Below are 25463 nucleotides of genomic sequence, written 5' to 3'. Positions count from 1 at the left end.
ACCGTTTCGGAATGGGTGCCCACACCTCTCCGGCGCTCGGCCGCGCGCGACCTGTCCGCGCTGGCCGCGGTACGTCACACGATCGCGAAGACATGAAAGAGATGCAGCCATGAGTGACAGTGTCCTGACGGATTTCACGGACGGGATCGCCCAGATCACCATCAACCGGCCCGAGGCCCGCAACGCCGTCGACCGCTCGGTCGCCGAGGGGATCGCCGCGGCAATCGACGAATTCGAATCGCGCCCCGACCTGACGGTCGCCATCCTGACCGGCGCGGGCGGCACCTTCTGCGCCGGCATGGACCTGAAGGCGTTCACCCGCGGCGAACTGCCCACGATTCCCGGCCGCGGATTCGGCGGCCTCACCGAGCGACCGCCGGCCAAGCCGCTGATCGCCGCCGTCGAAGGCTGGGCGCTGGCGGGCGGCTGCGAACTCGCTCTCAGCGCCGACCTCATCGTGGCGGCGCGGGATGCCAAGTTCGGGCTGCCCGAAGTCACGCGCGGCCTCGTTGCCGCCGCCGGTCGGCTCCTGCGCCTGCCCAAGCCGAATCCCTTACCAGCTCGCCATGGAGATCGCCCTCACCGGCGACCCCGTCACCGCGGAACTCGCCCATCAGCACGGCCTCGTCACTACGCTCGCCGATCCCGGCAATGCCCTCGAGGACGCACGTGAACTCGCGGCCCGGATCTCCGCGAACGGACCACTCGCGGTCCGCGCAACCAAGCAGATCATCGCCGCAAGCACCGCGTGGACCGACGACAACGCCTTCGCCCGGCAAGCCCATATCACCGCGACCGTCTTCGACTCCGCAGACGCACAGGAACGCGCCAGCGCCTTCGCCGAAAAGCGCTCCCCGGTCTGGCGCGGAATCTGACCCGGGCGCACAAGGCGGTCCGACCGCAACCACCTCCGCCTCTTCCCGATTCTCCTGGCGAGAAGGAGGAATCCTCGATCGGACGGCGCTGACCTGCGACAGCCGATCACCATCAGGATGCAGCTGCACGACTGAATGGGGCGGCGGCTTCATTCCCGGTCCGACACTCGGCAGGGGACACTCACAATTTGTCAACACTCAGGTTGACAGAGTCGGATCGCACAAATACGCTCAGGTGGTGTTCGATCGGAATGAACACTTTCTCTCGGGCGAGCGGACGCCGGCGACCGAGCCCGGCGTCGATCGTGGTGTGGCGGCTGGCTCGAAATCCGCCACGCCGACCACGTCCCCTCGGCGGATCGGCGAAATCGAAGCCTCGTACGAGTTCGCGGTCGAGAACGAAACCCAGACAGCAAAGTGAGAATCGAATGACTGCGAGTACCCGCCCGGTCCGCGTGGCGGTTGTCGGTGCAGGACCGGCCGGCCTCTTCGCCGCCGATGCACTCGTGGGCCAGGCCGACGTCGCCGTCGATGTCGACCTGATCGAGAGACTGCCCACTCCGTACGGGCTGGTTCGCTACGGGGTCGCACCCGACCATCCCACCATCAAGTCGGTCATCCACACACTCCAAGGGATCCTGGAGCACCCGCGGATCCGGTTCATCGGCGCAATCGAGTTCGGCCGAGACGTTCTTCGTGAAGATCTGCTCGAGTGCTACGACGCCGTGGTCTACACGACGGGTGCGCAGATCGACCGCCGCCTGGGCATCCCGGGAGAGGACCTGCTCGGGAGCATCTCGGCCACCGAGTTCGTCTCCTGGTACAACGGCCATCCCGACTTCGAACGCGGACACTCGCTCGACGGCGAATCGGTGGCCGTGATCGGTGCGGGAAACGTCGCGCTGGACGTCAGCCGGATCCTGGTCAGGCCCTGCGAACACCTCGCCCGCACCGACGTCCCGGTGCCCGTGCTCGCCCGGCTGGGTGAGAACCGGGCCCGCGAGGTGCACGTCATCGGTCGTCGCGGTCCCGAGCACGCGAAGTTCGCCAGCAAGGAACTCCGCGAGCTCGACGTGGTCACCGAGATCGACCGCGTCGTCCGCCCCGCCGATCTGGCGGGCGCCGATGAACCGGGTCTGGACCGCCGAGCCCGAGCCAACCTCGACGTCCTGCAGAAATGGAGTACCCAGCCACCACGGGCGAACGCGCGCAAGGTGCAGTTTCGCTTCTTCCGGAAACCGGTCGAGATCATCGGGCGCACCCGCGTCGAAGCCCTGCGCCTGGAGCGGCTCACCGTCGACGGGTCCGGAGCCGCCGCGGGTACCGGGGAATTCGAGACGATTCCGGTGCAGCTGGTCGTACGGGCCGTCGGCTACCGCAGCGCCGCCCTCCCGGGCGTGCCGTTCGACGACGACGCCGGGGTGATACCCAACGATGCCGGTCGGATCGTCGACGGCACGGGTGCGCCGCTCCCGGGTGAATACGTCGCCGGTTGGGTGAAGCGGGGCGCCACGGGAGTCATCGGCACCAACAAGTCCGACGCTCGCGAGACCGTCTCCGCGCTGCTGGAGGACTTGGCCAAGACAGACTCGAACCGTCCCGCCGGACGACGGATCGAGGATGCGCTCGCGGCCGGATCGGCCCGGTGGATCGACTACACGGGTTGGCGGCGGATCGACGAAGCGGAGCTCGGCCGCGGGGCGAGCGAAGGGCGCGTTCGCAGCAAGATCCCGGACTGGGCCTCGCTCAACGACATCGCGCTGCGCGCAACCACCGAACCCTGACAAGCTGAGAGGGATTCTCCCGGATGACCTACGTTATCGCGCAACCGTGCACCGATGTGATGGACAAGAGCTGCATCGAGGAATGCCCGGTCGACTGCATCTACGAGGGTGAGCGCGCGCTCTACATCAATCCCGTCGAGTGCGTCCAATGTGGCGCCTGCGAGCCGGCCTGCCCGATGGAGGCCGTCTACCACAAGGACGACCTGCCGGCCGAATTCCTGCCGGCGCTGGAGAGCAACGCGGCGTTCTTCCAGCTTCCCCTGGCGGGCAGGACGGAGCCGCTCGGAAACCCGGGTGGGGCCGCGCGTGTGGGCCCGGTGGGCGCCGACAGTGAATTCGTCGCCGGCCTGCCATCCAAGGCCGAAGGCTAGGCCGCTCGGCCGGCGCCGGCGGTCCGAGACCGCCGGCGCCTTCGCACTACCAAGTCAAACGCCCGATACGAGACATGTGCTAAGGCGGTTCGACCATGACCGTGGATGGATACGCGTCCCTGCTATTGCGCCTCACCCTCGGCGTGATCATGGCTGCGCACGGATACAACCACCTGTGGGGGCCGGGTGGAGTCGAGGGCACCGCACGCTGGTTCGCCGGAATCGGTCTGCGTCCGGCCCGCGCCCACGCGGTGGTCAGCGGAGTTCTCGAACTGGCAGCAGGTCTCGGCCTGCTGGTGGGTTTCGTGACGCCGCTGTGCGTGGCCGCGGTGGTCGGGGTGTCGACTGTCGCGGGAGTGACCGTCCATCGGAAACACGGCTTCTTCGTCTTCAAGGACGGCTACGAGTACGTCTTGACACTCGCGCTCGCCGCCGTCGCGCTGGCCCTGCTGGGCTCCGGGACACTGTCGGTCGACCACGTGCTGAGGTTGCGTTTCACCGCGTGGTGGGGAGGCGGTGCTGCCCTGCTCGGCGTTCTCGGCGCCGGTGCCCTGCTGGCCGCCGGCTGGCGGCCCAGTGCACCCGAAGAGCCCGCCGCCGGGAACGTCGGAGCAACCGCGGTGCAGGAAGGCGAATAGCCGGCACGGACCACGGTTCCCAGCCGTCCCGCTGGTGTTTCGGAGTGTCCCGGTCCTGGCGATCCCGCTCCGGCTGTTCAACCCAAACCCGCTTGTCGGCGCAGACCCGCGCCGACAAGCGGGTGTTCCTGTGCCCCATTACCGGCAATGATGATCCGGGTGAAATCAGCGACAAGACGCCCACTCGCATCTGCAGCTTGGCATTCGTGCTCAGCGAAGCATCAGGGTGGGTGCAGAGAGGGTGGGTCCCGCGCGGACTACCGTGACGCAGGGTGCGGGTAGGTCTCGTCGAGATCGCCGAGCCGGTGGCCCATGCGGCGGGCCTTCGCGAGCAGGTAGGCCGCGCTGTGCAGCGTGGCCGGAATGCGCAACGGGATGACATCGTCGACCGCGATGCCCGCGTCCTGCAGCGCGGCGATCTTGACCGGGTTGTTGGTCAGCAGCCACACCCGGGTCAGGCCGAGGTCTTGCAGTATGACGATCGACTGGTCGTAGGTGCGCGAGTCGGCGGACAGGCCGAGTTCCAGGTTGGCGTCGACGGTGTCGCGGCCGCGATCCTGAAGCGCGTACGCGCGCAACTTGTTCAGCAAGCCGATCCCGCGGCCTTCGTGTCCGCCGATGTACAGCACGACGCCGGCGCCCTCGCGGGCGATCGTCTGGAACGATTTCTCCAGCTGCTGGCCGCAATCGCAGCGCAGCGAGCCGATGACGTCGCCGGTGAGGCACTCCGAGTGCAACCGGACGAGCGGAGCTTGCCGCGCCGCCACGTCGCCCAGGACGAGCGCGAGGTGCTCGGCTCCGGTGACCATGTCGCGGTAGCCGATGGCCCGCCAGAGGCCGGTTTCGGTCGGCAGGGTGGTCTCAACGACCCGCTTCACGGAGCCGCGCACAGACTGTTCCGGCTCGACCACCCGCAGAGGCTCGTTCGTGCGACGGTAAGCGGCGAGTTGTTCGATGCTGACCAGGACGAGCCCGTGTTTCGCGGCGAACTCGCGGACAGCCGAGCCGGTGAGCGTCGTGCCGTCGTCGGCGAGGATCTCACAGATGGCGGCCGCGGGCGCGCGGCCCGCGAGGCGGGCCAGGTCGACGGAGGCTTCGGTGTGTCCCCGCCGAACCAGGACACCTCCCTCGGCATAACGCAACGGGAAGATGTGCCCTGGCGTCCGCAGCTGGGTCGCGGTCGTCGCGTGGTCGGCCAGCGCCCGGACGGTCGCCGAGCGGTCCCCGGCGCTGATGCCGGTGCTGCCGGGGACCTCGAGATCCACGGAGATGGTGAAGCGCGTGCCGAGTGGGTCATTGCCCTCGGGCACCATGTCCCGCAGGCCGAGGGCGTCCAGGCGGCGGCTTTCCATCGGTGCGCAGACCAGACCCCGCCCGTGGGTGACCATGAAGTTCATGATCTCCACGGTCATCGCGTCGGCTGCGACGACGAGATCTGCCTCGTTCTCGCGGTCGTCATCGTCGGTGACGACGACGACCGCGCCGCGAGCGATTGCCGCGATCGCGGCCTCCACACCCTGGATGTCGTCTCCCTGGACCATGCAATCAACATATACGTTGACTGATCGAGACGCAACCAGACTCATCGACCTCACAACCGCCAGGCGGCGACCGCATCGCCCAGAACGTCGAGTGTGTCGAACAGCGAATCGTCGTGCGGTACGTCCACGGCCAGCTCCGTCGCCCCGCCGGCCACGCATCGATCCCAGCGCCGCTGCGACACGCCGGGTCCCAGAAACGGGACGATCTCCAGCGCTGAAGGGTCGCGCCCGGCGGTCGCGACCGCGTCCCGCACCGCGCCGACGCCCTCCTCCAGCGCCCGCGGCCCGAGCGGGATCCAACCGTCGCCGTACTCGGCGACGTGGCTGCACAGCGTGCGCGACGGACTGCCGCCGAGGAGCACGGGCAGCGGCCGTTGAACGGGCTTGGGCCAGGACCAGGAGGGCCGGAACGAAACATGGGGCCCGGCGAAGGAAGCGACTTCGTCCTCCCAGAGCCGGCGCATGGCGAGGACGTGCTCCCGCGTCCGGGACCGCCGCCGCGCCGGATCCACACCGTGGTCGGCCATCTCCTCGACGTTCCAGCCGTAGCCGGCGCCGACCACGACGCGGCCCCCGGACTGCTGGTCGAGCGTGGCCAGGGCGCGCGCAGTCACCATCGGATCGCGTTGCGCGGGCAGCAACACCCCCGTTCCGACCCTGATGCGCCGGGTGACGGCGGCTGCCAGCGCCAGGCCGGTGACCGGGTCGAGGTTGCGTTTGTACCGCTCGGGCAGGTCGCCGCCCGTCGGATACGGAACGCTCCGCGACACCGGCATGTGGGTGTGGTCCGGCAGCCACAACCCGTCCAGCCCGCGCTCCTCGACCGCCCGCGCGACGTCCACGAGCGGTGGACCGGCATCGGTCGCCACGACCGTCACGCTGAACCGCATCGCCTTCATCCCGTGGCGGAGGCGGCAAACGGGTCCTCGTCGACGGAGGCCGGCCGCAGCGAGGGCGTATCCAGCCCACGCACCAACAGGTCCGCGAACAGTGCGGGACGGCTCAGAAAGGGCGAGTGCGATGTGTTGATCGTCAGGGGTTGCACGCCCAGGCGGCGTGCCTGCAGGCGGGAGGGGCGGGGCGGGAACGACCGGTCCTGCAGGCAGACCACATAGCTGCGGGGCAGGTCCGCGGCGGCCAGGTTGGGCAGCTGAATCGGCTCGATCACCGGCGCGAGGGGCTGCGGGGTCAGTCTCGCAGTGGCCCAATCGACGATATCGTCGTCGCAGTCACCGTAGAAGGTCTCGCGCGCGCCCTCCTTGTCCCAGTAGAAGGCCAAACCGTCTTCGGTGAATTTCATGGACCGCTCGGCGGCCGACTCCTCCTCATCCTGCGCAGCGGCAGTTCCGCCCACGGTCGGCGACGTGGACTGGTACGACAGTGGCTTGCCCTCGACCGGCAGCGGACCGGCGACCAAACACAGGTGCCCGACGAGATCCGGGCGGGCGTCGGCGGCGACGGCGACTACGGCAGACCCCATCGAGTGTCCGACAAGCACATCCCCGCTCTCCATCATGTCGATGACCGCGTCACGGTAGCCGGCGATCGAGGCGGGTTCTCCACTCCGTTCTCCCGCGCCGGGCAGGTCGATTGCGACGGCCTCGTGACCGAGCTTGACCAGCTCGGGGATCAGCAGTTCCCAGCACCACGCACCGTGCGCCGCGCCGTGCACCAAGACGAACCTCATTGTTGCCTCCCAGGTATGGACGTCAGTTCCCGACCTGCGAGTGCCGCGGAACCGAAGATCGATCTCAGAAATACAGCTCGCCACCTCACGACCATCGACGTCGAAGACGTGATCGATGGGAAGCGGGAGCGAGCGTGCACGTCAGGCCGGGTCGCTGATGCGAAAAGCCACCGGCTAGCCGGCAACGTTGACCGGCACCCCTGGCACGGGAAGCGGGAACCGCGCCGTCAGTGCGCCGTCGGCAATGAGGTTCTGGCCATTGATGTAGGACGAATGCCGCGAGGCCAGGAAGACGACGGCGTTGGCGATCTCCTCGGGTCGGCCAGTCCGGGCGGCCGGGTGCGGCTCGTGAAGACGGTCGGATCGGCAGTGGCGATGACCCCGCAGGAGACCAGATTCATCCGGATGCCCTTTTCGCCGTACTCGACCGAAACCGACTTCGCGAAATTCGCGAGGCCGGCCTTGGCCGCACCGTAGGCGGTGGCGTAGGGGCTGGCCACGGTGCCGGAGATCGAGCCGATGCTGACGATGGAGCCCGTGGTTGCCTGATCGAGGAAGACCCGGACGGCGGCGCGGGCAAAGCGCATGACGTGAGGTTCAGGTCCATCATCAGCTGCCACTGGTCGTCGGTGACCTCCGCCAGCGGGGTCCAGGACGTGAACAGCGAATAGCCGCCGACGACCGTGACCAACGAGTCCAGGCCACCGAGCCGGCCGACCGCCTCCGTCATCAACCGTTCGACGTCGGCCGGATTGCGGACGTCGCCGACCAGCCCGAGCGCCTTTCCGCCGGTCGCCCTGATGTCCTGCACGGCCTCGGCGACGCAGTCGGGGTCGATGTCGATGAGGACGACCCGCGCCCCGGCCGTGGCAACCCCTTTGCCGATCGCGCGGCCATTGCCCATCCCCCCGCCTCCGACCACGACGACGCGGTCGCCGTCAAGCAGTTGTCCTGCCTGCAATGGTGTTCCCTTCGAACGTGAGCCGACTCCCCGCATCGGCCGATCAGCCGGAGACGAGTTCCTCGGCCGGCTCGTCCTCGGCGGCCTTGAGGCGGTTCTCGACCGCCGCCCGCTCGATGCGCCTGGCCCGGATCCGCGGGGAAAGCGACGCGAAGCCGACGGCCACGATGAGCGAGATGCCGTTGAACATGTCACCCAGCCACTGCACGCCGGTGACGTACTGCAAGCCCTGGATGCCGATCGCCAGGACGTACACCGCGATCACCGTGCCCCAGATGTTGAACCGGCCCGGCTTGAGCTGGGTCGACCCGAGGAACGCCGCCGCGAAGGCCGGAAGCAACAGTGCCGTGCCGAAGGTCAGCGATGGTCCGGAGAGCGAGCAGTACAGCACCCCGGCGACGCCACACAGCGCCGAGGAGACGATCAGCGAGAACCAGATGTGGTTTTCGACCTTGACCCCCGAGAGCCGGGCCGCGTCGGGATTACCACCGATGGCGTAGAGCCTGCGGCCCAATGGGGTGTGGCCGAGGAGCCACCAGAAGAACAGTGCGATCACGAGCAAGTACACGATGATCACCTGGAAGCCGCCGACCTCGGTCTGGGTGAGCTCGGCCCAGCCCGGGGTAGTCGGCGGCAGCGGCTGAGTCTGGTTCGAGACGATCACTTGGACGGCGCCGATGACGGTCCCCGTGCCGAGGGTCGCGATGAACGAGCCGACCCGGAGTTTCACGACGATGAAGGCGTTGACCACACCGACGAGCACGGAGACACCGACCGCCAGGGCAATCGACTCCCACATGCCCCAGCCGCTGCGCTCTTGCTGGATCGCCACGATGACCGCAGAGAGGTTGACGACCGCACCGATCGAGAGGTCGAAAACACCGGCGGAGAGAGGCACGATGAGGGCGATCGCCATGATCGCGACGATGGCCTGGGCCGAGGCGATCGACTGAACGGTCGACATCGTGAGGAACAGGTCCGGCGTCCAGATGCCGAACGTGATGATGAAGATCGCGCCGAGGTAGAGGGCGCTGAAGCGGTCCAGACCGAGTCGGCTCATTTCCGGGCCTCCCCGGCGGTCCCGAACGCGGTGTGAGACAGGTTGACCACTGTCTTGTCCTTTCCCCTGAGCGTTCCGACGATCCGCCCGTGCCGCATGACCAGAATGCGATGGCAGACCGAGATGAGCTCCTCGGTGTCGGAGGAACTGATGACCGCGCAGGCGCCGCCGTCGGTGGCGGCCGCCAGGATCTGCTTGTGAAGCTCGGCCTTGGCGGCGATGTCGACGCCCTGAGTGGGCTCGTCGAGGAGCAGCACGCGCGGTTCTGTGCGCATCCACTTCCCGAAGAGAATCTTCTGCTGGTTGCCGCCGCTGAACGCGGACAGCGTGCGATCGGCATCGTCGCCGGGGCGGACCGAGAACCGCTCGAACCAGCGCATCACCTCGGCGTGCTCGCCCCGGCGGGAGATCTTCGGGAACTTCCAGTGCTTCGTCAGGTCCACGAGCATCAGGTTCTCGCGCGCCGAGGAGTCCGCGATCGAGCCTCGGATCTTGCGATCCGGTGGCACGTACGCAACGCCGTCTTTGATGGACAGGTCCGGACGCTCCGCCTTGATCTCCGAGCCGCCGACGCGCACAGACCCGGTCACGCGCGGTAGCTCGCCGAAAACTGTGGCCAGAATGGACTCACGGCCCGAGCCGGTGATGCCGGCGATGCCCACGACCTCGCCCCGCTTCACCTCGAACGACACGCGGTCCAGCTCCGCCGAACTGAGCGAGTCGACCGCGAGCAGCACCGGAGCGTCGACCGTCGGGGCGTTGTGCGAGGAAATGTCGACGTCGTCCAGGGCGTCGCCCACGAGCAAGTCGACGAGCGAGCGCCGGTCCAGCTCCTTCACGTCGCGGGTGGCGACCTTGTGCCCGTCGCGCAGGACTGTTGCCGTGTCGGCGACCTCGAGCACTTCGTCGACACGGTGGCTGACGTAGATCACCGCGACGCCCGCCCGAGCCACCGCACGGACGATGTCCAGTAACTGTGCGACTTCCTTCTGGGGGAGTCGTGCAGTCGGCTCGTCCAGCACCAGCAACTTCGGCTCGGCACCGTCGTCCGACCGCAGTGCCCGGGCCACCGCGACGGCGGTCTGCTCAGCGGGCGAGAGGGTCTCCAACCGGCGCTTCGGATCGATGTCGACGCCGGCGCGGGCCAGATCGGCCATGGCTGCCTGCCGATTCGCCCGGCCGCTGATGGTGCCGAAGACCGTCCGGTACGAGCCACCGGCACAGAGGTTGTCGAGGACGGTTTCCGTCCTGATGAGACCCAGGTCTTGGTGGACGAACCGGCAACCGAGGTCGTGCGCCGACTTCACTGACCCGAGGGTCAGGCTCTCACCGCAGACCTCGACGCTGCCTGTGTCGGCAACGTGGTAGCCGGACAACGACTTGATGAAGGTGGACTTGCCTGAGCCGTTCTCCCCCAGCAACGCGTGGATCTCGCCTTGGCGGATGTCGAGGTCGAGGGGCCAGAGCGCCTGGGTGGATCCGAACGCCTTGCTCAGATTCCGCACCGACAGCGTCGGCTGCCCGCCGACGTCGGCTACGGCTTCAGCCGCTTCGGACTGGCGCGGTACCAGTCGGGACACTGTGGACTCCGCGTTCGCATTCGACACAGTACGGACCATCCTCACGTCGTTGTGTGGTTTACGAGGTCTCACTGAGCCACCGATTCAACGGGCTGCTGAATTCTGGTGTTCACAAAGTCAACTTCTCGTTGACTACAATCTTTCGGTCGAATTGCAGACGCATTTCGAGTTCCCGTGATCGACGGTCCGCGGGTGATCATGTGCCGTGAGAACGAGTCGTCATGACGGTTGGCGCCGGACGAGTTGTGTGCGGCGCGTGGCTGATAACGCTCCTTGTGAAAATAGGCGGCCCGCCGACCTGCGTCAACCCCGATGTTGACGAATGGGTGGCACGCCTTCGGCCGACACGGCCAAGTGCAAGGGATGGGGCCTTGCCACCCTTGTTGCGGGCCGGATCGTCCTCATCGGCGCCGGAGACGAGCACCGGCGATCAAATGCGCGATACGGGCCGTGCGGGATGGTCCCGACATCACGGCGACTGACCGGACTGGCGCGCACGACAACCGAAGCGGCACCCGGAAGGCACAACCTGGCACCCCACCACCGATCACGAACGAGCGCACCAGCCCGGCACCACCTTCTTCGCAGTCCACCGCACTTCAGCTCGTCAGGGCGGCGATCTCGCCGATCGTGTGGTTCTCCAGGTCCATCACGATGTCCACGATCCGGTCGGCCTTGCTGCCGCCCAGTCGTTGCGCGGTGTTCTTGAACATCGCGATGCGCTCGTCGAGCGTGTAGCTGGTGTCCTCGAGGCTGCCGACCACCTTGGTGATCACCCGACCGTCGGCCAAGGTGGCCTTGACCGTCTGGTCGGCGAACCCGCGGACGCTCTCGCCCTCGGTGACGGTGACGGTGACCCGCTTGCGAGCTTCGACGTAACGGGGGTCGCGGGCTGCCTGGTCGTCGAACGCGTCGGTGTACGGCAGCTCGGGAATGCCACCGACCAGCAGACCGGCGACCCCCTGCCGAATGCTGAACTTGGCCTGCTCCCCGCTGACCGGCTCGCGGTACGGCGCGATGCGGTCGGCCCACGGCGGGACGATCAGCTCGACGTGCGCGATGTCATCCGGGCCGATGTCGTTCTCCCGCATCAGCTCGATGGTTCCGTAGATCGTCTGGTGTGTGAGGCCGCAGGAACCATAACGCTTCGGCGCGATTCCGACGGTCTGGACGAAAAACCGCTCGCCCAGGCCCTCGAGGAGCTTCGCCTCGTCGTACGGCCGGGCGCCGTCGACGCCCGCATACTGAACGCCCCACGAGTGGGCGCCGTCGAGGAAGTCGACGCAGCTGGTGAAGCCACGACCGGCCATCTGCGCGGCGAAGACCCCGGAGCGGATGGGAACGCCCGCCTCGTGCACGTGTGCCATCGAGCCGCAGCCGCGGGTGCTGCCGTTGCCCAGCGGCAGCGCGGCGCCGAGAGCGTTCTGTAGCTGGTCGACATCGAGGCCGAGCAGGCGGCCGCCGGTGACGGCCGCGGCGGCGGGACCGACGAGCGAAATGCCCATGAAACCGCGATCGCAGGCGCCGATGCCGGACATGCCCAGACGCCCCTGCATCTCGATGCCCGCGACGACCGCGGTGAGGTAGTCGCGGCCGGAGGAGTTCTTGTAGTCACCGACGGTGAGACCGGCGACGATCGGCGGGACGAGCCCGGAACCCGGCACCGTGCCGTACGACTCGAGCTCATCGGCATGGGCAAGCGATCCGTTCACATACGCGGCCTCGGCGACGGAGGTTTTGAAGCCACCCCCGAAGATCTGGGCCTCCCGCTTCGCCCCGAGTTCGCGGGCATACCCGACCAGCATCCGGCTCACCGGCTGGGCGTGCGCGAGCACCATGTGACCGATGGCTTCGAGGGTGAAGATCTTGACGATCTCCGCGACGCCGTCCGAGAGATCGTCGTAACGGAGACCGAACAGGTACTCCGAGATCCGGCGGGTGATGGTGTTCCGCTCGACATCCAAAACGGGGGCAGCCATGGTCTTCCTTCGCCTCGTCCGGCACACGTCAGTGATCAGGCACGCTAGTCCGCACCTCCCAGTGCGTCAACACTCGTGTTGCATCCTGCGGCGACAGTGCGCACAAGGCTATCTACACGCGCGTTGACTGACCTTTTCCATGCTTGTACCGTGACTGCCATGGTGACGGACACTGGTGTGCTGCAAGGGCTTCGGGTCGTGGAGATCGCGGACGAACAGGCCGCGCACGCCGGCCTTTCGCTCGCGAGCCTGGGCGCCTCGGTCGTCAAGGTGGAGCCGACGGCCGGCAGTTCGACCCGACGGATCGGCCCGTTCTTCGGCGACACGCCTGATCCGGAAAGGTCGATCTTCTTCTGGCAGCACAACCGCGGCAAGCAGTCGATCGTGCTCGATCCGGCCTCGGCTGCCGACGTGGAGACACTGCAGGAGCTGATCGCACGGGCGGACGTCCTGCTGGTGTCGGGCTGGGACTACGCGGTGTACTCGTCGCTGCCCGGGCTCGACAAGGACGCACTGCTGGCCGCGAACCCGCGACTGGTGATCGCCCGGATGACGCCGTTCGGCGACGACGGGCCATGGCCGGCTTCCGCGCCAACGACCTCGTTCACCTGGCCCTCGGCGGCCCGGTGATGAACTGCGGGTATGACCCGCGACCCGACGGCTTTTACGACCTGCCGCCGATCGCCCCCGCGCAGTGGAACTCGTACCTGATCGCCGGCGAGCAGCTCCTGATCGGCATCCTCGCCGCGGTCTTGCACCAAGCCCGTACCGGTGAGGGTCAGTACGTCTCCTGCGCCGTGCACGAGGCGGTCGCCAAGAGCACCGAGCTCGACCTCATGAACTGGGTCATGCGGCGCAGCCCGCTGAACCGGCAGACCTGCCGGCACGCGGCCGAGAAGGTTTCCTCGGTCGTGACGGTCGCCCAGACCAAGGACGGCCGCTACCTGATCACCGTCCCCATGGGTGCCAAGAACGAGGCGCAGATCATCGACTACCTCGCCGCGCAGGGGGTGGCGAGTGATCTCGGTGATGGCGCCGCCGACACCGGCAAGCGGGACATCCCCGGCAGCAACGCCGTCGGCGAGCGCACCACGCGGGTTCTCGAGCTGGTCGAACGGTACGTCCGCAAGCACAGCTACGACAACCTTCCATGGCTGGAGATGCAGGAGGCCGGCATCGTCTGCTCGCCGATCCGGCGGCCGCACGAGAACGCGCTGGACCCGCACTGGCAGTCCCGCGGCACCTTCGCGGAAATCGAGCACCCGGAACTCGGCCGCTCGTTCACGTACGCGGTCAGCAAGTGGATCTCGACGGGCCCCGACTTCGTGGCCGGACGACGGGCGCCGCTGCTGGGCGAGGACACCGAGGCGGTCAAGGCCTCGCTGATCACATCCGATGTCCCGGCGATGACCAGACCGCGCCACGCCGCGCCCGTTCCGACCCTGCTGTCGGTACACAAGAAGCCGATGCCGCTGGCCGGTGTGCGGATCTTCGACTTCAGCTGGTTCCTCGCTTCCGCGGGCGGTACCCGCTTCCTCGCCGCGCTCGGCGCCGAGGTGATCAAAGTGGAGTGGAAGGCCAACCCCGACACTCGGATGGCCGCGATGGCGCCTGAGGGTGGACGCGCCGCCCGCGAGGCGGCAGTGGGACCCTTGCGCGGCGTGACCGACCCCGACATGGGCGGACAGTTCAACAACAAGAACCCCGGCAAGCGTGGGCTCTCGCTCAACGTGCGGCATCCCGAGGGGCTGGCGATCGCCAAGCGCCTCATCGCGATGTCGGACATCGTGGCCGAGGGCTTCTCCCCCGGTGTCCTGGACCGCTGGGGCCTGGGCTGGGACGAACTGCGGAAGATCAAGCCCGACATCATCTACGCGCAGCAGTCCGGAATGGGCACCGCCGGCACCTACGGACGGCTGCGCGCGGTCGGCCCGATCGCCGGCGCCCTCGCGGGAGTCACCGAGATGTCCGGCTTGCCGAACCCGGCCATGCCCGCCGGGTGGGGCTACTCCTACCTGGACTGGATCGGCGCGTACAGCTTCTCCACCGCGATGCTGTCGGCGCTTCTGTACCGGGAGCGCACCGGCGAGGGGCAATGGATCGACGCCTCGCAGACCGAGTCGGGCATCTACATCGCCGGCGGCGCGATCCTGGAGTGGTCCGCCCTCGGGCGCGGCTGGTCGCGCAGCGGCAACCATTCGCCGCAGCGTTCCGCCGCTCCGCACGCGATTTACCGCACCGCCGGCGACGATCGATGGATCGCGATCGCCTGCACCACGGACGCCGAATGGCAGTCGCTCGCCGCGCTCATCGATGCGGACTGGACTGCCGAGTTTTCGACACTCGCGGCTCGCCTGGAACACCAAGAAACGCTGGACCGCCGCATCGAGGCCTGGACCCGCCTGCAGGACGGGTACGCGCTGATGACGCAGCTGCAGTCCCGCGGCATTCCCGCCGGTGTCTGCCAGACCGCCGGCGACCGGGTCGAGCAGGACCCGCAGCTGGCCCACCTGCAGTGGCTCACCGAGGTCGAAGGCACCAAGATCGGCCGCTGGCCGCTCGCCGAGTTTCCGGTGAAGCTGGCCTCGACGCCGGCTCACATCGGCGGCTCCATCAACCGAGGCGCCCCCTGCTACGGCGAGGACAACGAGTGGGTGCTCGGTGAACTGCTCGGCATGGACAAGCGCCGGATCGCCCACCTCGCCGAGGACGGGGTCATCTAGCGCGCGTCGACGATGGTGTGGTCCGGGTGATCACGGCTCGGAGGACGACGGCAGGAGTAACTCGCGGTCGTCGACGAATCGGGTCGGTTCCGGGGCTGCTGTGCGTCGAGAAGTCGGGCACAGCATTCTGCTCAGACGCTGATGTGCGATCCCGCGCCTGGAAGCGCGAGCTCTGACGCGCGCGGAGCTGACTCCGCGCGCGTCAGGCCCGACGGTCCGCAGACAAGGACCGAAACGAGCTCCGGGAAAAAACAGTTGGCCGAGCAACTTGCGGACCGCGCCCACATAGTCTGGTGTTCCGCGACCGGTTCGGCGGCAATTCGACCGGCCGGCCAACACGGCGGTAAAGGACGGCACACTCTGGGCAGAACGGTCCGATCATCAACCAGACCGGCCTCGCCGGCCGGGGACCTCGAGCGTCGACCGCGTCACTCGGTTTCCGGGAAATGGCAAGCGACGAAGTGGTCTTCACCGAGCCGCCTCAGGGGCGGCTCCTCCGTAGCGCATTTCGCTTCGGCGTACGCGCAGCGGGTGCGGAAACGGCACCCGGACGGCGGACGCAGCGCCGAGGGAACCTCGCCGGTGTGGCCTTCAGCAGTCGGGACGGTGGACCGCGAACCGTCCACCTCGTGCAGTGCGTCGAGCAGGGTTCGGGTGTAGTGGTGGCGTGGGCGTCGCAGCACGGAGCCGACCTCGCCGATCTCCACGATCTTGCCGAGGTACATCACCGCGACCCGGTCGCTGATCGCGCGCACCACGTGCAGGTCGTGCGAGATGAAGACCAGCGACAGCCCGTCGTCGGCGCGCATGCTTTCCAGGAGGTTGAGCACCTGCCCCTGAACCGAGACGTCGAGCGACGCGACCGGTTCGTCACAGATGATCAGGTGCGGCCGCAGCACCATCGCGCGCGCGATGGCGATGCGCTGGCACTGTCCGCCGGAGAATTCGTGCGGTCGCCGGTCGCCGGCGGTGGCGGGGTCCAGACCGACTCGGTCGAGTGCCTCGTCGACGCGGCGCCCGATCTCGGCGCGATCGACACCGCGGATCACCAGGCCCTCACCGACGATGTCCCGCACCCGCCGGCGCGGGTTGAGCGCGGACGTCGGGTCCTGGAAGATCGTCTGGAGCCTAGCGCGCACGTCACGCAGCTCGGCGTCGGCGGCGCGCGTCAGGTCGTGGCCCGCGAACCGCACGGTGCCGGACGTCGGCCTCGGCAGCTGCAGCACCGCCCGCCCGGTGGACGACTTGCCGCATCCCGACTCGCCGACGAGCCCGAGCGTCTCCCCCTCCTCGACATCGAAGCTCACGTCGCTGACAGCCTCGAGCACGCCGTCCAGGACCTTGAACCGCTGGACGAGATGCTCGGCGCTCAGCAGCGCGCCCGGGCGAAGATGTTCCACGGTCGTCATCTGAGGTCACCATTCACGGGGTGGATACAGCGGTGGGCCTGCCTGGAGTTCCCGGTGTCCTGGCGCAGGGGCGGAGTCGACTCCCGGCATTCGTCGCCGACCGCGAGGCAGCGCGGGCCGAACGGGCAGCCGGCAACGGCGCCCGGCAGCGGAGGCGCACCCGGGATGGTGCGGAACTCGCCGTGCCGCGGGTGATCGCGGCGGATGATCGACTCGACCAACGCGGCGCTGTAGCGATGCCGGTGCCGGGTGAAGAACAGCTCGGTCGGCGCACGCTCCACCAGCCGCCCGCCGTACATCACGAAGACGTCGTCGGTGCGCCCGGCGATCACACCGAGGTCGTGGCTGATCAGCACCAGCGCCATGTCTCGTTCCCGCTGGATTTCCCCCAGCAGGTCGAGGATCTGCTTCTGCACCGTCACGTCGAGCGCGGTGGTGGCCTCGTCGGCGAACAGGATCTCGGGGTCGCAGGACAGCGCGGCCGCGATGGTGACCCGCTGGCGCATTCCGCCGGACAGCTGGTGCGGATACTGTCGCAACTTCTGGTCAGGGTCGGGGATACCGACCTTGACGAGCAGGTCCACCGCGCGTGCCCGCGCCGCCGCGCGGTCGAGACCGAGGTGGAAGCGCATCGGCTCGGTCAGCTGCCTTCCGATGCGCACCACCGGGTTCAGCGCGGTCATCGGGTCCTGAAAGACCACGGCCATCCGCGTGCCGAGCAGGCGGCGCTGCAAGTGGCGGCCCGGCGAGGTGATGTCCTCCCCCGCCAGCCGTGCACTCCCGGTGACCCGTGCCCCTGGCGGGGCGAGCCCGAGCACGGCACGGGTCAGCATCGACTTCCCCGAGCCGGACTCGCCCACGATGCCGATGGTCCGGCCGGCGCCCACCGACAGCGAGACGCCGTCGAGCACCGCACGCCATTCCCCGCGCACCGGCAGCGAACAGCCCAGGTCGTCGATCTCGAGCAGGTCCGCACTCACCGCTTGTAGCCGATCTGGTCCCAGAACGGCGTGCAGCCGAGCTCGAAAGTCTGCACCCCGGTCACCTTGTCGGTGAAGAGCACCCCGAGTTCGGTGGCCTGCGTCGGCAGCGTCGGCAGGTCGTGGGCGTAGTGCTGGAGGAAGGTCTCGTAGTCCCGCTTGCGCCGGTTCTCCTCCGTCGTAGTCACCGCGTCGGCGAGCGCCGCGTCGACGTCCGGGTTGGAGTAGAGCGGGTAGTTCAGCACCCCGCCGGTCGCGAACGTCGACTGGGTCACCGGATACGGGTTGAGGAAGAACGTCGCGCCGGTGGTCATCTGGAAGTTGCTCTGGCGGTAGCTCTGGATCCGCTCGGCACCGGACTGCGTGTCGATGTTCATGGTGACGTTGCGGAAGGTCGCGAGCCTGCTCTGGACGAACTGGGCCAGCTTGACGTCCTCGGCACCCGACGTCGTGACGTAAGTGAAGTCGACCCGCTTGCTCTCCACCGCGAGCTGATCGAACAGCTGCTGCGCCTTGGCCTTGTCCGGCGCCGGGTAGTCGTACTTCGAGTCGTAATAGGGAGAATCGGTGGCGAACAGGTTCTTCGGCGGCTGCACGAGACCGTGGTAGACAACCTTGGCCAGCTCGCTCAGATCCAGCGCGTAGGCCACGGCCTGCCGAGCGCGCCGGTCGTCGAACGGCGCCCGCCGGGTGTTGAAGAACAGCCCGTCACCACCGTTGACCGCCGTCTTCACGGACTGCAGGCCCGCCTTCTCGCCGGCGGCGAGCGTGCTCGTGTGCTGCACCTCGAACAGCTGCGCCTCACCGGACAACAGCACGTTCGTGGCCTGCTGCGGGTCCTCGACGACCTTCAGCGTCACCGAGTCGAGATGCGGCAAACCCCGTTGCCAGTATTGGGGGTTGCGCGCGAAGCTCATGTGGTCGCCCTTGACCCATTCCTGAAGGACGAACGGGCCGGCGCCCACCGGGTGCTGGCCGAAGTCCTTGCCCTCCTTCTGCACCGCGGTCGGTGAGGGCACGAGCGAGAAGCTCTGGGAGACGACCTGGTCGAACTGCGCGTTGGGCGAAGGCAGCGTGACCTTCAGGGTCAGCGGATCGATCACAGTGGTCTTGAGGTCCTTCGCCGCGGTGTACTGCGTCGAGTGGTTCGCCTCGACCGCGTCACGGTCGATGGTGAACTTCACCGCCGCCGCGTCGTAAGACGTGCCGTCGCTGAACTTCACCCCGGGGCGGATCTTGATCGTCCACTCCGTCTTGCCGGCATTCGGCGTAATACTCTCCGCGATGCGGGGCACCACCTTGCCGGTCGTGTCCGTGTAGGCGAGCAGGTCGAAGATCGCTTGGGTGCGGAAGGTGTCGTTGGTCGACTGCACGTAGGTGATGAGCGGGTCCATGGTGGTCGTCTCGTACTGCGCGACGAACGTCATGGAACCGCCGTTCGCAGCGACGCCGGTGGGGCCGTTCCCGCCCGTTCCAGCGGACGGGGCGCACGCGGTGATGCTCGCGGCCGAAACGACACCGACGGCGATTCCCGCGAGCACACGAACTGCTGCCGAAGCTCTGCTCATGGTTCCTCTTTTCGGACGTCTGTCCTTTGTGGCTACAGCGCGGAGTCCTTGAGCACGAACCGGCGTTGCAGCCCGTCGCCCACGACATTCAGTGCGAAGACGGTGAGGAATATCGCGAGGCACGGCGCAAACACCGGCCACGGGGAGAACGCGATATCGCTCTTCGCCCCCGCGATCATTCCTCCCCAGCTCGGCGTTGGAGGCGGTACGCCAAGCCCGAGGAAGCTCAGTGATCCTTCGGCGACGATCATCGACGCCATCACGACCACCGCGTAGGCCAGTACCGGCGGGAGCAGCCCGGGAAGGACCTCGCGGAACAGCACCCGGCGGTGGCTCGCGCCCATCGCGTGCGCGGCAAGTACGTACTCCCGTGTCATCACGGCGAGCGCGTTGGCCTTCGCCAGCCGCGCGAACGTCGGGATGTTGAGCAATGCCAGGCTGAACACCAGCGTCGGCAGGCTCGGCCTGACCGCCGCCGCGATGGCGAGTAGGAACACCAGGGGCGGAATTGCGAGCACGGTGTTCGCGAGAATGTCGACCACGGTGCCGACAACGCCTTTGAAGTAGGCCGCGATCAGGCCGAGCAGGCAGCCCACGGCGAGCCCTGCGAGCGTCGCGATCACGCCGACGGCGAGCGAAATCCGGCCACCGAAGGCCAGCCGGGACAGGATGCTCCTGCCGAGGACGTCGGTGCCGAGCAGTTGCCCGCCCAGGCTCGGGAGCTGTCCACTGTCGCCCACGGGCGTCGCGACGCTGGCCAGTGGAAGGACGCCGGCGAAGATCGCGAAGAACAAGACGATGCCCAGCCAGAACGACGCCAGCACGAGGATGGCTCGCGGACGCCGCTTGCGTTGGCGTCGCACCCGGTCCGGCGCGGTGGTGGCCGCCTCCACCGAAGGAACCGACAAGGCGACAATGCTTTTCTCTGATCTCGTCATGCCCGGCTCCCGGCTGCGACACGCGGGTCGAGGATGCCGAAAGCGAGATCGACCAGCAGGTTGATGACGATGTAGAGCAACGCGACGAAAACCACGATGCCTTGAATCGTGGGGATGTCCTTGCTGTAGATCGACTGCGCGGCGAGTGCGCCGAGTCCCGGTAGCGAGAAGATGGTCTCGACGATGATCGTGCCGCCCAGCAGCCGGCCGAAGGAAATCCCGGCCACGGTGAGAATCGAGAACAGCGACGGCCGCAGGGCGTGCCGGAACAGGATGTACCAGCGGGGCAGACCGCGTGCCCGCGCATTGAGGATGAAGTTCTCCTGCAACGTCGCCACGATGTCGGCACGCAGCAGGCGGTGGAAGACCGGGATCTCGGCGACAGCCAGCACCAGCGCGGGCAGCACGGCATGCCGCAGGTTCTCGTACGCGTCCTGCGACACCGGAACCCAGCCGAGGGGCGGAAAAACACCCGTCGTGGTGGCGAAGTAGGTCAGCACGACCGCGACCACGAACGGCGGGACGGACATCACTCCGGCGGAGACTCCGGTCGCGATCCGGTCGAACGGGCCCGGGTGCGACGCGGTGTAGATCGACAGCGGAACGGCGACCACCACCGCGCACACCAGGGCCATGACCGCCAGCTGAAAGGTCACCGGCAGCCGTTGGGTGATCTCCTGCCACACCGGAACGCGGCTGCCGATTGACTTGCCGAGGTCACCGCCGAGCGCGTGCCCGAGCCAGTCGAAGTAGCGGACGATCAGCGGCCGGTCGAGCCCGAGCTGCTGGTTGACCGCGGCGATGTCCTGCGGCCTCGCCCGGTCCCCGAGAATCGCGACCGCCGGGTCGCCGGGCATGAGGTCGGTCAGCGCGGTCGCCGCCAGCGGAACGAGAAGGAGCACCGGAATCGCCGGCCAGATCCGTCGGAGAAGATTCTTGGTTCGAGTGTTCACACGACCCACCGAATGCTCTGCCCGGCCACTCTGCCGAGATCACGGCGAGAACCGTAACCGGCCACGGCACACGAGTCAATACTCGCGTTGACAAGAATTAACGATGACGTTGACGGATGAAAAGCGCGGCTGGACGGACCATGGCCCGTCCCGTCCGTCGCTTACCAGGCCGATGGCGACGGCTTGTGGACATCCTTGTGCGGGACCCCTCCCGGTTGGGTTCCCGCAGCGGTGTCTCCAACTACGCGCCGACCTCATCGGCGACCGCGCGTAGCGCGGCCGGGTCGAGGTGGACGGTCTCGAGCGCGTTCCTGCCCGCATCCTCGGCCGGCACGTGCGCGAGCGTCGAGCGCGTCACAACTCCATCCGTCCGATCCCGCCGTCGACGGTGATCTTCGTTCCGTGCGGTTCGCTCAGCTCCGCCATCCGGTCCAGCACCGCACGACCGCTCGACCCGCTCGCCACGGCCGGGAAGCCCGTCGAGGCTCGGCTCGCGCGGCTCCACGTCATCGGGTGCAGGTCGATCGCCCTCACCCGGTGCGTGGCGGAGTCGACCTCGCAGACCGGCAGGACGAACCCTGGCCGGTGGTCGTTTCCCTCGAGCGGGCTGAGCACGGTCTTGCCGCTGATGGTGGTGTCTCGCGCGCCGAATGCGTCGAGCAGTCCGGCGTCGAACGATCGGACGCGGGGATCATTGCCCCAGCGGGTGTAGAAGTCGTGCGGCTGCGGTTCGCGGCGGCCCAGCCGGAACAGCGGGCCGGGGTCGTAGAGCACCGGCACGCCTTGGTACATCTCGATCCCGCGCATCGGCGCGTGCGAACCCTGGACGAGGACGAGCGCGGCCCCCGCCTCCACGGCGGCGTGGGCGTATTCGCGAGCGAACGCCGGTGTGCTCGACATCCGCCCGTCCGCACCGTCCCAGGCCTGGACATGCAGGTGCGCCAGGACGAAATCCGCGACCGAAGCCGCGTGACGAAGCGACTCGAGGTTGCCGGTGAGATCGTCGGGATCGCACACCGTGGACGAGATCTCCTGGCCGGCCACGACCCGGAACCGCCGGATGGAGTTGTGCAGGCCGGGCGGGTGCACGACGAACTCGTCGCCGTCACGGACGATCCAGAGGCCCAGCTCACCCATGACAGCGCACAACCGTTCGGCGGTCGCCGGGCCGACGACATCGAGATAGCGCAACGGGTTCACGCCCGGGCGCCCGACCGCGTCGGTCCTTGCCGCGCCCGCCCGCGCGAACGAGGGGAACGACGAGGTCGCCGACACGAGCGCGACGCGTCCCGCGGCGGTGTCGGCGAACGCGGGTGCGCGCGCGGTGGCGAGATCCGCGCCGGTACCGGCATGCGAGAGCCCGCGTGCGTCGAGCGCCTCGATCGTGGAGCGCAGCCCGCCGTAGGAGTAGTCGAGCGCGTGATTCGACGCCGTGGAGACGAGATCCACGCCCAGCGCCCGCAACTCGTCCGCGATCGCCGTCGGCCCGCGCATCCAGCTGAGCGCGCCTTCCGCGGCGGGGAACACGTCCGCCGCACCGAAGTCGTGCAGCGGGATCTCCAGGCGCGCGTGCGTGACGTCCGCGCCTCGCAACACGTCGAGGGCCGCGACGACCTCCGGCTCTCGGCACACCGACACGCGCGTGTTCATGATGACGTCGCCAGTGACCGCGAGCCGGTACATCGTAATCACCTACTCGGGGAAGTTGCCGCAATCGACGATGAGTGTCAGGCCGGTCGACCGCACCGGTCCCAGTGCGAATGGGCCTGCCAACCGGGAGGCCCATTCGACGTCGGCCCGTGCTTCGCCTCAGCGGTCAACGACGACCCAGTACTTGACGTAGCGGGGGATGTCCTCACTCAAGTACTTGCTCATGTCCTTCTTCAGGCCGACCGGCGGGTTGTCCGGGTCCGGGCGGACGCCCACAGCCATCAGCTTGCGCAGCAGCTCGACGTGCGCGCCACCGTTGCCGTCGTTACCGACGACCACCCGCAGGCCATAGCACTGGTGCGCCCCGAGACCGAAGCCCACGCCGTAACGCGGGGTGCCGTCCGCCGGAGTCGGCCGGTTCGGGTTGAAGTCATTCGCGTCGTCGCCGAAGATCGCGGTGTCCCGGTTGGCCAAGACGTACTCAATGTGCAGTTCCTGGTTCGGGTGGATCGGCGTGCCGTCCGAGAGGGAGTTCTCCTCCAGCGCCAGCCGGGTCTGATACGGCGCGAACGGGGCTCGCATGCGGATGATCTCCTGCAGGGAGTGCAGCAGGAAAGTCGAGTTTGTCTTGCGCTCGAGGTCGTCGGGGTGGTCGACGAACCAGCGCTGAAGCAGGTCGATGCTTTGGATGATCGACTGAGTGCTGGTACCGACCGAAGCGGCGAACAGCAGCGTCGATTCGACGATCAGCTTGTCCTCGTCCGTCCACTCTGGAGCCAGGCCGGCGGCGGCCATCTTGAGCAGGCTGTCCGGGACGTCTGTCTCCGCGATCTCACCGGTCTCGATGCGTCGACGCTGCTCTTTGTGCCACTCCAACGACGGCTTGAAGAACTCCTCGACGTAGCGCGCCTTGGCTTCCAGGGCCTGCTTGTTTACCGCGTCGCGGTCCTCGAGATAGCCGGAACTGGTCCCCGCGGCGATTGGGCCCGCGAAGGAGACCATCCGAGCGATTCGCTCGTCGGTGTCCAAACCGATCAAGCCGATGAGCTTGGCTGTGAAGTGGATGAAGACCCGCTCGAGGAACTCGACCAACTCGAACCGGTACTTGCCGTCGACGTCGGGCTCGGCGAGACGCAGCGCGAGCAGCCGGTCGGCCTCGGGCAACACGATGTCCTCGCGGATTCCGGAAAGCGCGTCGGCCCGGACCAGCGGGTTCAGCAGTTTGCGCCGCAACCGGTGCGATTCGCCCTCGACGTACATCATGGAGGCGCCGAGGAACTCACTGACGTTGATCTCGCCGTTGACCGGATCTTCCTTGTAGTTCGCGAACAAATACGGGTCATGGGTCACAGCCGTCCTGGACCGCAGCAACTTCGCAATGTCCTGAATGGTGCTGGCCCGCGCGAACGGGCACTGCGAACCGTCCACGTCCTGCGAACCCTCCACCGGCTTCGGGGCCTGCGTCATGGGGACATCTCCTCAAGTACTAGGTAGTCGTCGACTCGCGCCCACACCTACATTCGCACTCGCCACAAGCAGTGTCAACTGTTACGTTGATAGCCGTGAACGCGTCAGTGAAAGGTCCTGTTGTCGTCGTCGGAGCGGGCCTTGCCGGAAGCCGCACGTGCCTCGAACTACGCAAGCTCGGTTACGAGGGACGAATTGTCCTGCTCGGCGAGGAACCCTCCCTGCCGTACGACCGCCCGCCACTGTCCAAGGCGGTCATCGCGGGCAAACGCGAGTCCAAGCCGCTCAAGGCGGACTACGAAGGAGTCGGGATCGAGCTTCGTCTGCAGACCCGCGTCGAATCGGTCGATCTCGCTGAACGCGAGGTCGTCACGGCCGACGGGCCGGTCGCGTTCGACAACCTCGTCGTCGCCACCGGCGCCGCGCCCCTGCACTTGCCTGGGACGGGGGAGCAACTGACCCTGCGCACCGACTCGGACGCCGCAGCACTTCGTGATCGTCTGACCGAGGGCGCCCGCGTGGTCGTGATCGGGGCGTCGTGGATCGGTGCCGAGGTCGCACACGCCGCCCTGCAAAAGGGCTGCGCTGTCGCCGGACTGGAGTTCCACCCCGCTCCCCTCGCCCAGGCCCTCGGCGCCGCAATCGGCAGCCGCTTCGCCGGCTGGTGGAACGGTGCGACGCTTCGTACCTCCGTCCGCGTCGTCGCCGTCGAGCCGGATGGCGTGCATCTGGAGGGCGGCGAGGTGATCCCGGCTGACGTCGTGGTCACCGGCATCGGCGTCCGCCCTGCCACTGCTTGGTTGCGCGGCTCCGGCCTCGAGCTGCTGCCGGCCGTCGCCGTGAACGAGCGGCTGCAGACCTCCGACCCGAACGTGTACGCGCTGGGCGACGCGGCCGCCTGGTGGTCGCCGCGCTTCAAGTGTCGGATGGACGTGCAGCACTGGGACGACGCTTTCACCGCGCCCGCCGTGGTCGCGAGCGGCATCGTGCACGGCGATGCCTCCGAACTCGTGCATGACCCGGTCCCGTACTTCTGGAGCGATCAGTTCGGGCACCGCATCGAGTATGTCGGCCACCACGGCCCGTCGGACACCGTGTCGATCGACGACGGCTATGAGCGGGGCTGGACGGCACAGTGGTCCGACGCGGACGGACGACTCACCGCCGCTCTCGGCGTGGACCAGTCCAAGCTCGTCGCCGCCTGGCGCAAGGAAATGCTCACACCGCAGACGACCGGCGCCTGACCCCCGCTCCACGTGCCGGGCCGGCACGTGGAGCGGGGAAACCCGGGAACCTCAC

General features: G+C 67.9%; 21 protein-coding genes and 2 pseudogenes. 8 read left to right on the top strand and 15 right to left on the bottom strand.

From position 1 onward, the window contains the following. Positions 1-109: 109 nt before the first annotated feature. The 5 genes and pseudogenes from QRX50_RS29600 (at position 110) to QRX50_RS29580 (ending at position 3668) form a co-directional block, all read left to right on the top strand. Positions 110-875: pseudogene (locus QRX50_RS29600) on the top strand (crotonase/enoyl-CoA hydratase family protein). A gap of 238 nt (positions 876-1113) precedes the next feature. Beyond that, positions 1114-1296, top strand: a complete 183-nt coding sequence (locus tag QRX50_RS29595; RefSeq protein ID WP_285966409.1) for a hypothetical protein — start codon at positions 1114-1116, stop codon at positions 1294-1296. 7 nt (positions 1297-1303) lie between these two features. Then, positions 1304-2659, top strand: a complete 1356-nt coding sequence (locus QRX50_RS29590; RefSeq protein WP_285966408.1) for an FAD-dependent oxidoreductase — start codon at positions 1304-1306, stop codon at positions 2657-2659. Positions 2660-2682: 23 nt separating this feature from the next. Then, entirely contained in the window at positions 2683-3030 is a 348-nt protein-coding gene (gene fdxA / locus QRX50_RS29585) for a ferredoxin (protein WP_285966407.1), read from the top strand. A 95-nt stretch (positions 3031-3125) separates the two neighbouring features. Further along, the gene (locus tag QRX50_RS29580; protein WP_285966406.1) at positions 3126-3668 is read left to right on the top strand and encodes a DoxX family protein; all 543 of its coding nucleotides are present in this window, start codon (positions 3126-3128) and stop codon (positions 3666-3668) included. Between the two features lie 257 nt (positions 3669-3925). On the opposite strand, the gene ribB is transcribed toward QRX50_RS29580, so the two are convergent. From ribB to QRX50_RS29545, 8 genes and pseudogenes are all read right to left on the bottom strand, one after another. Next, positions 3926-5209 (bottom strand): 3,4-dihydroxy-2-butanone-4-phosphate synthase, encoded by a 1284-nt coding sequence (ribB, locus tag QRX50_RS29575; RefSeq protein WP_285966405.1) that lies wholly within the window; start codon positions 5207-5209, stop codon positions 3926-3928. 50 nt (positions 5210-5259) lie between these two features. Beyond that, entirely contained in the window at positions 5260-6099 is an 840-nt protein-coding gene (locus tag QRX50_RS29570; RefSeq protein WP_285966404.1) for an LLM class F420-dependent oxidoreductase, read from the bottom strand. 5 nt (positions 6100-6104) lie between these two features. Next, positions 6105-6896, bottom strand: a complete 792-nt coding sequence (locus QRX50_RS29565; protein WP_285966403.1) for an alpha/beta fold hydrolase — start codon at positions 6894-6896, stop codon at positions 6105-6107. Between the two features lie 174 nt (positions 6897-7070). Then, positions 7071-7205, bottom strand: a complete 135-nt coding sequence (locus QRX50_RS49805) for a hypothetical protein (protein ID WP_353074174.1) — start codon at positions 7203-7205, stop codon at positions 7071-7073. Between the two features lie 116 nt (positions 7206-7321). After that, positions 7322-7800 (bottom strand): annotated as a pseudogene (locus tag QRX50_RS29560) (SDR family NAD(P)-dependent oxidoreductase); the annotation flags it as partial. 100 nt (positions 7801-7900) lie between these two features. Continuing rightward, a complete protein-coding gene (locus QRX50_RS29555; protein ID WP_285966402.1) occupies positions 7901-8917 on the bottom strand; it encodes an ABC transporter permease in 1017 nt (338 codons plus the stop codon). Beyond that, positions 8914-10497 (bottom strand): sugar ABC transporter ATP-binding protein, encoded by a 1584-nt coding sequence (locus QRX50_RS29550; RefSeq protein WP_285966401.1) that lies wholly within the window; start codon positions 10495-10497, stop codon positions 8914-8916. The genes QRX50_RS29555 and QRX50_RS29550 overlap by 4 nt, the downstream gene beginning before the upstream one ends. A 599-nt stretch (positions 10498-11096) precedes the next feature. Beyond that, positions 11097-12476 carry an MmgE/PrpD family protein gene (locus QRX50_RS29545; protein WP_285966400.1) on the bottom strand — a complete coding sequence of 460 codons (1380 nt, stop codon included), beginning with the start codon at positions 12474-12476 and terminating at the stop codon, positions 11097-11099. Positions 12477-12635: 159 nt separating this feature from the next. On the opposite strand from QRX50_RS29545, the gene QRX50_RS29540 reads away from it, so the two are divergent. Next, positions 12636-13106: a CoA transferase gene (locus QRX50_RS29540; protein WP_285966399.1), complete on the top strand. Its 471-nt coding sequence runs from the start codon at positions 12636-12638 to the stop codon at positions 13104-13106. After that, positions 13052-15199 carry a CaiB/BaiF CoA-transferase family protein gene (locus QRX50_RS29535; RefSeq protein ID WP_285966398.1) on the top strand — a complete coding sequence of 716 codons (2148 nt, stop codon included), beginning with the start codon at positions 13052-13054 and terminating at the stop codon, positions 15197-15199. The genes QRX50_RS29540 and QRX50_RS29535 overlap by 55 nt, the downstream gene beginning before the upstream one ends. A 428-nt stretch (positions 15200-15627) precedes the next feature. Here QRX50_RS29535 and QRX50_RS29530 read toward each other — a convergent pair whose 3' ends face one another. From QRX50_RS29530 to QRX50_RS29500, 7 genes are all read right to left on the bottom strand, one after another. Beyond that, on the bottom strand, positions 15628-16608 hold the full coding sequence (locus QRX50_RS29530; protein ID WP_285966397.1) for an ABC transporter ATP-binding protein: 981 nt from the start codon (positions 16606-16608) through the stop codon (positions 15628-15630). Further along, positions 16605-17588 (bottom strand): ABC transporter ATP-binding protein, encoded by a 984-nt coding sequence (locus QRX50_RS29525; RefSeq protein WP_285966396.1) that lies wholly within the window; start codon positions 17586-17588, stop codon positions 16605-16607. Before QRX50_RS29525 ends, QRX50_RS29530 begins: the two co-directional genes overlap by 4 nt. Next, a complete protein-coding gene (locus QRX50_RS29520) occupies positions 17585-19156 on the bottom strand; it encodes an ABC transporter substrate-binding protein (RefSeq protein ID WP_285966395.1) in 1572 nt (523 codons plus the stop codon). Before QRX50_RS29520 ends, QRX50_RS29525 begins: the two co-directional genes overlap by 4 nt. Positions 19157-19188: 32 nt before the next feature. Then, on the bottom strand, positions 19189-20094 hold the full coding sequence (locus QRX50_RS29515; RefSeq protein WP_285966394.1) for an ABC transporter permease: 906 nt from the start codon (positions 20092-20094) through the stop codon (positions 19189-19191). Then, complete coding sequence (locus QRX50_RS29510) at positions 20091-20996, bottom strand: ABC transporter permease (protein WP_285966393.1); 906 nt, start codon at positions 20994-20996, stop codon at positions 20091-20093. The genes QRX50_RS29515 and QRX50_RS29510 overlap by 4 nt, the downstream gene beginning before the upstream one ends. A gap of 405 nt (positions 20997-21401) precedes the next feature. Beyond that, positions 21402-22730: a CapA family protein gene (locus QRX50_RS29505; protein ID WP_285966392.1), complete on the bottom strand. Its 1329-nt coding sequence runs from the start codon at positions 22728-22730 to the stop codon at positions 21402-21404. 126 nt (positions 22731-22856) lie between these two features. Beyond that, positions 22857-24164 carry a cytochrome P450 gene (locus tag QRX50_RS29500; protein ID WP_285966391.1) on the bottom strand — a complete coding sequence of 436 codons (1308 nt, stop codon included), beginning with the start codon at positions 24162-24164 and terminating at the stop codon, positions 22857-22859. 95 nt (positions 24165-24259) lie between these two features. Here QRX50_RS29500 and QRX50_RS29495 point away from each other — a divergent pair, with 95 nt between their 5' ends. Then, the gene (locus QRX50_RS29495) at positions 24260-25408 is read left to right on the top strand and encodes an NAD(P)/FAD-dependent oxidoreductase (protein WP_285966390.1); all 1149 of its coding nucleotides are present in this window, start codon (positions 24260-24262) and stop codon (positions 25406-25408) included. The last annotated feature ends 55 nt before the right edge of the window (positions 25409-25463 follow it).

Origin of the sequence: Amycolatopsis sp. 2-15 (genome assembly GCF_030285625.1) — a bacterium.
GTDB lineage: Bacteria > Actinomycetota > Actinomycetes > Mycobacteriales > Pseudonocardiaceae > Amycolatopsis > Amycolatopsis carbonis.
Note: the sequence above shows the minus strand (reverse complement) of the source record. Positions and strands in the feature narration are given on the sequence as shown.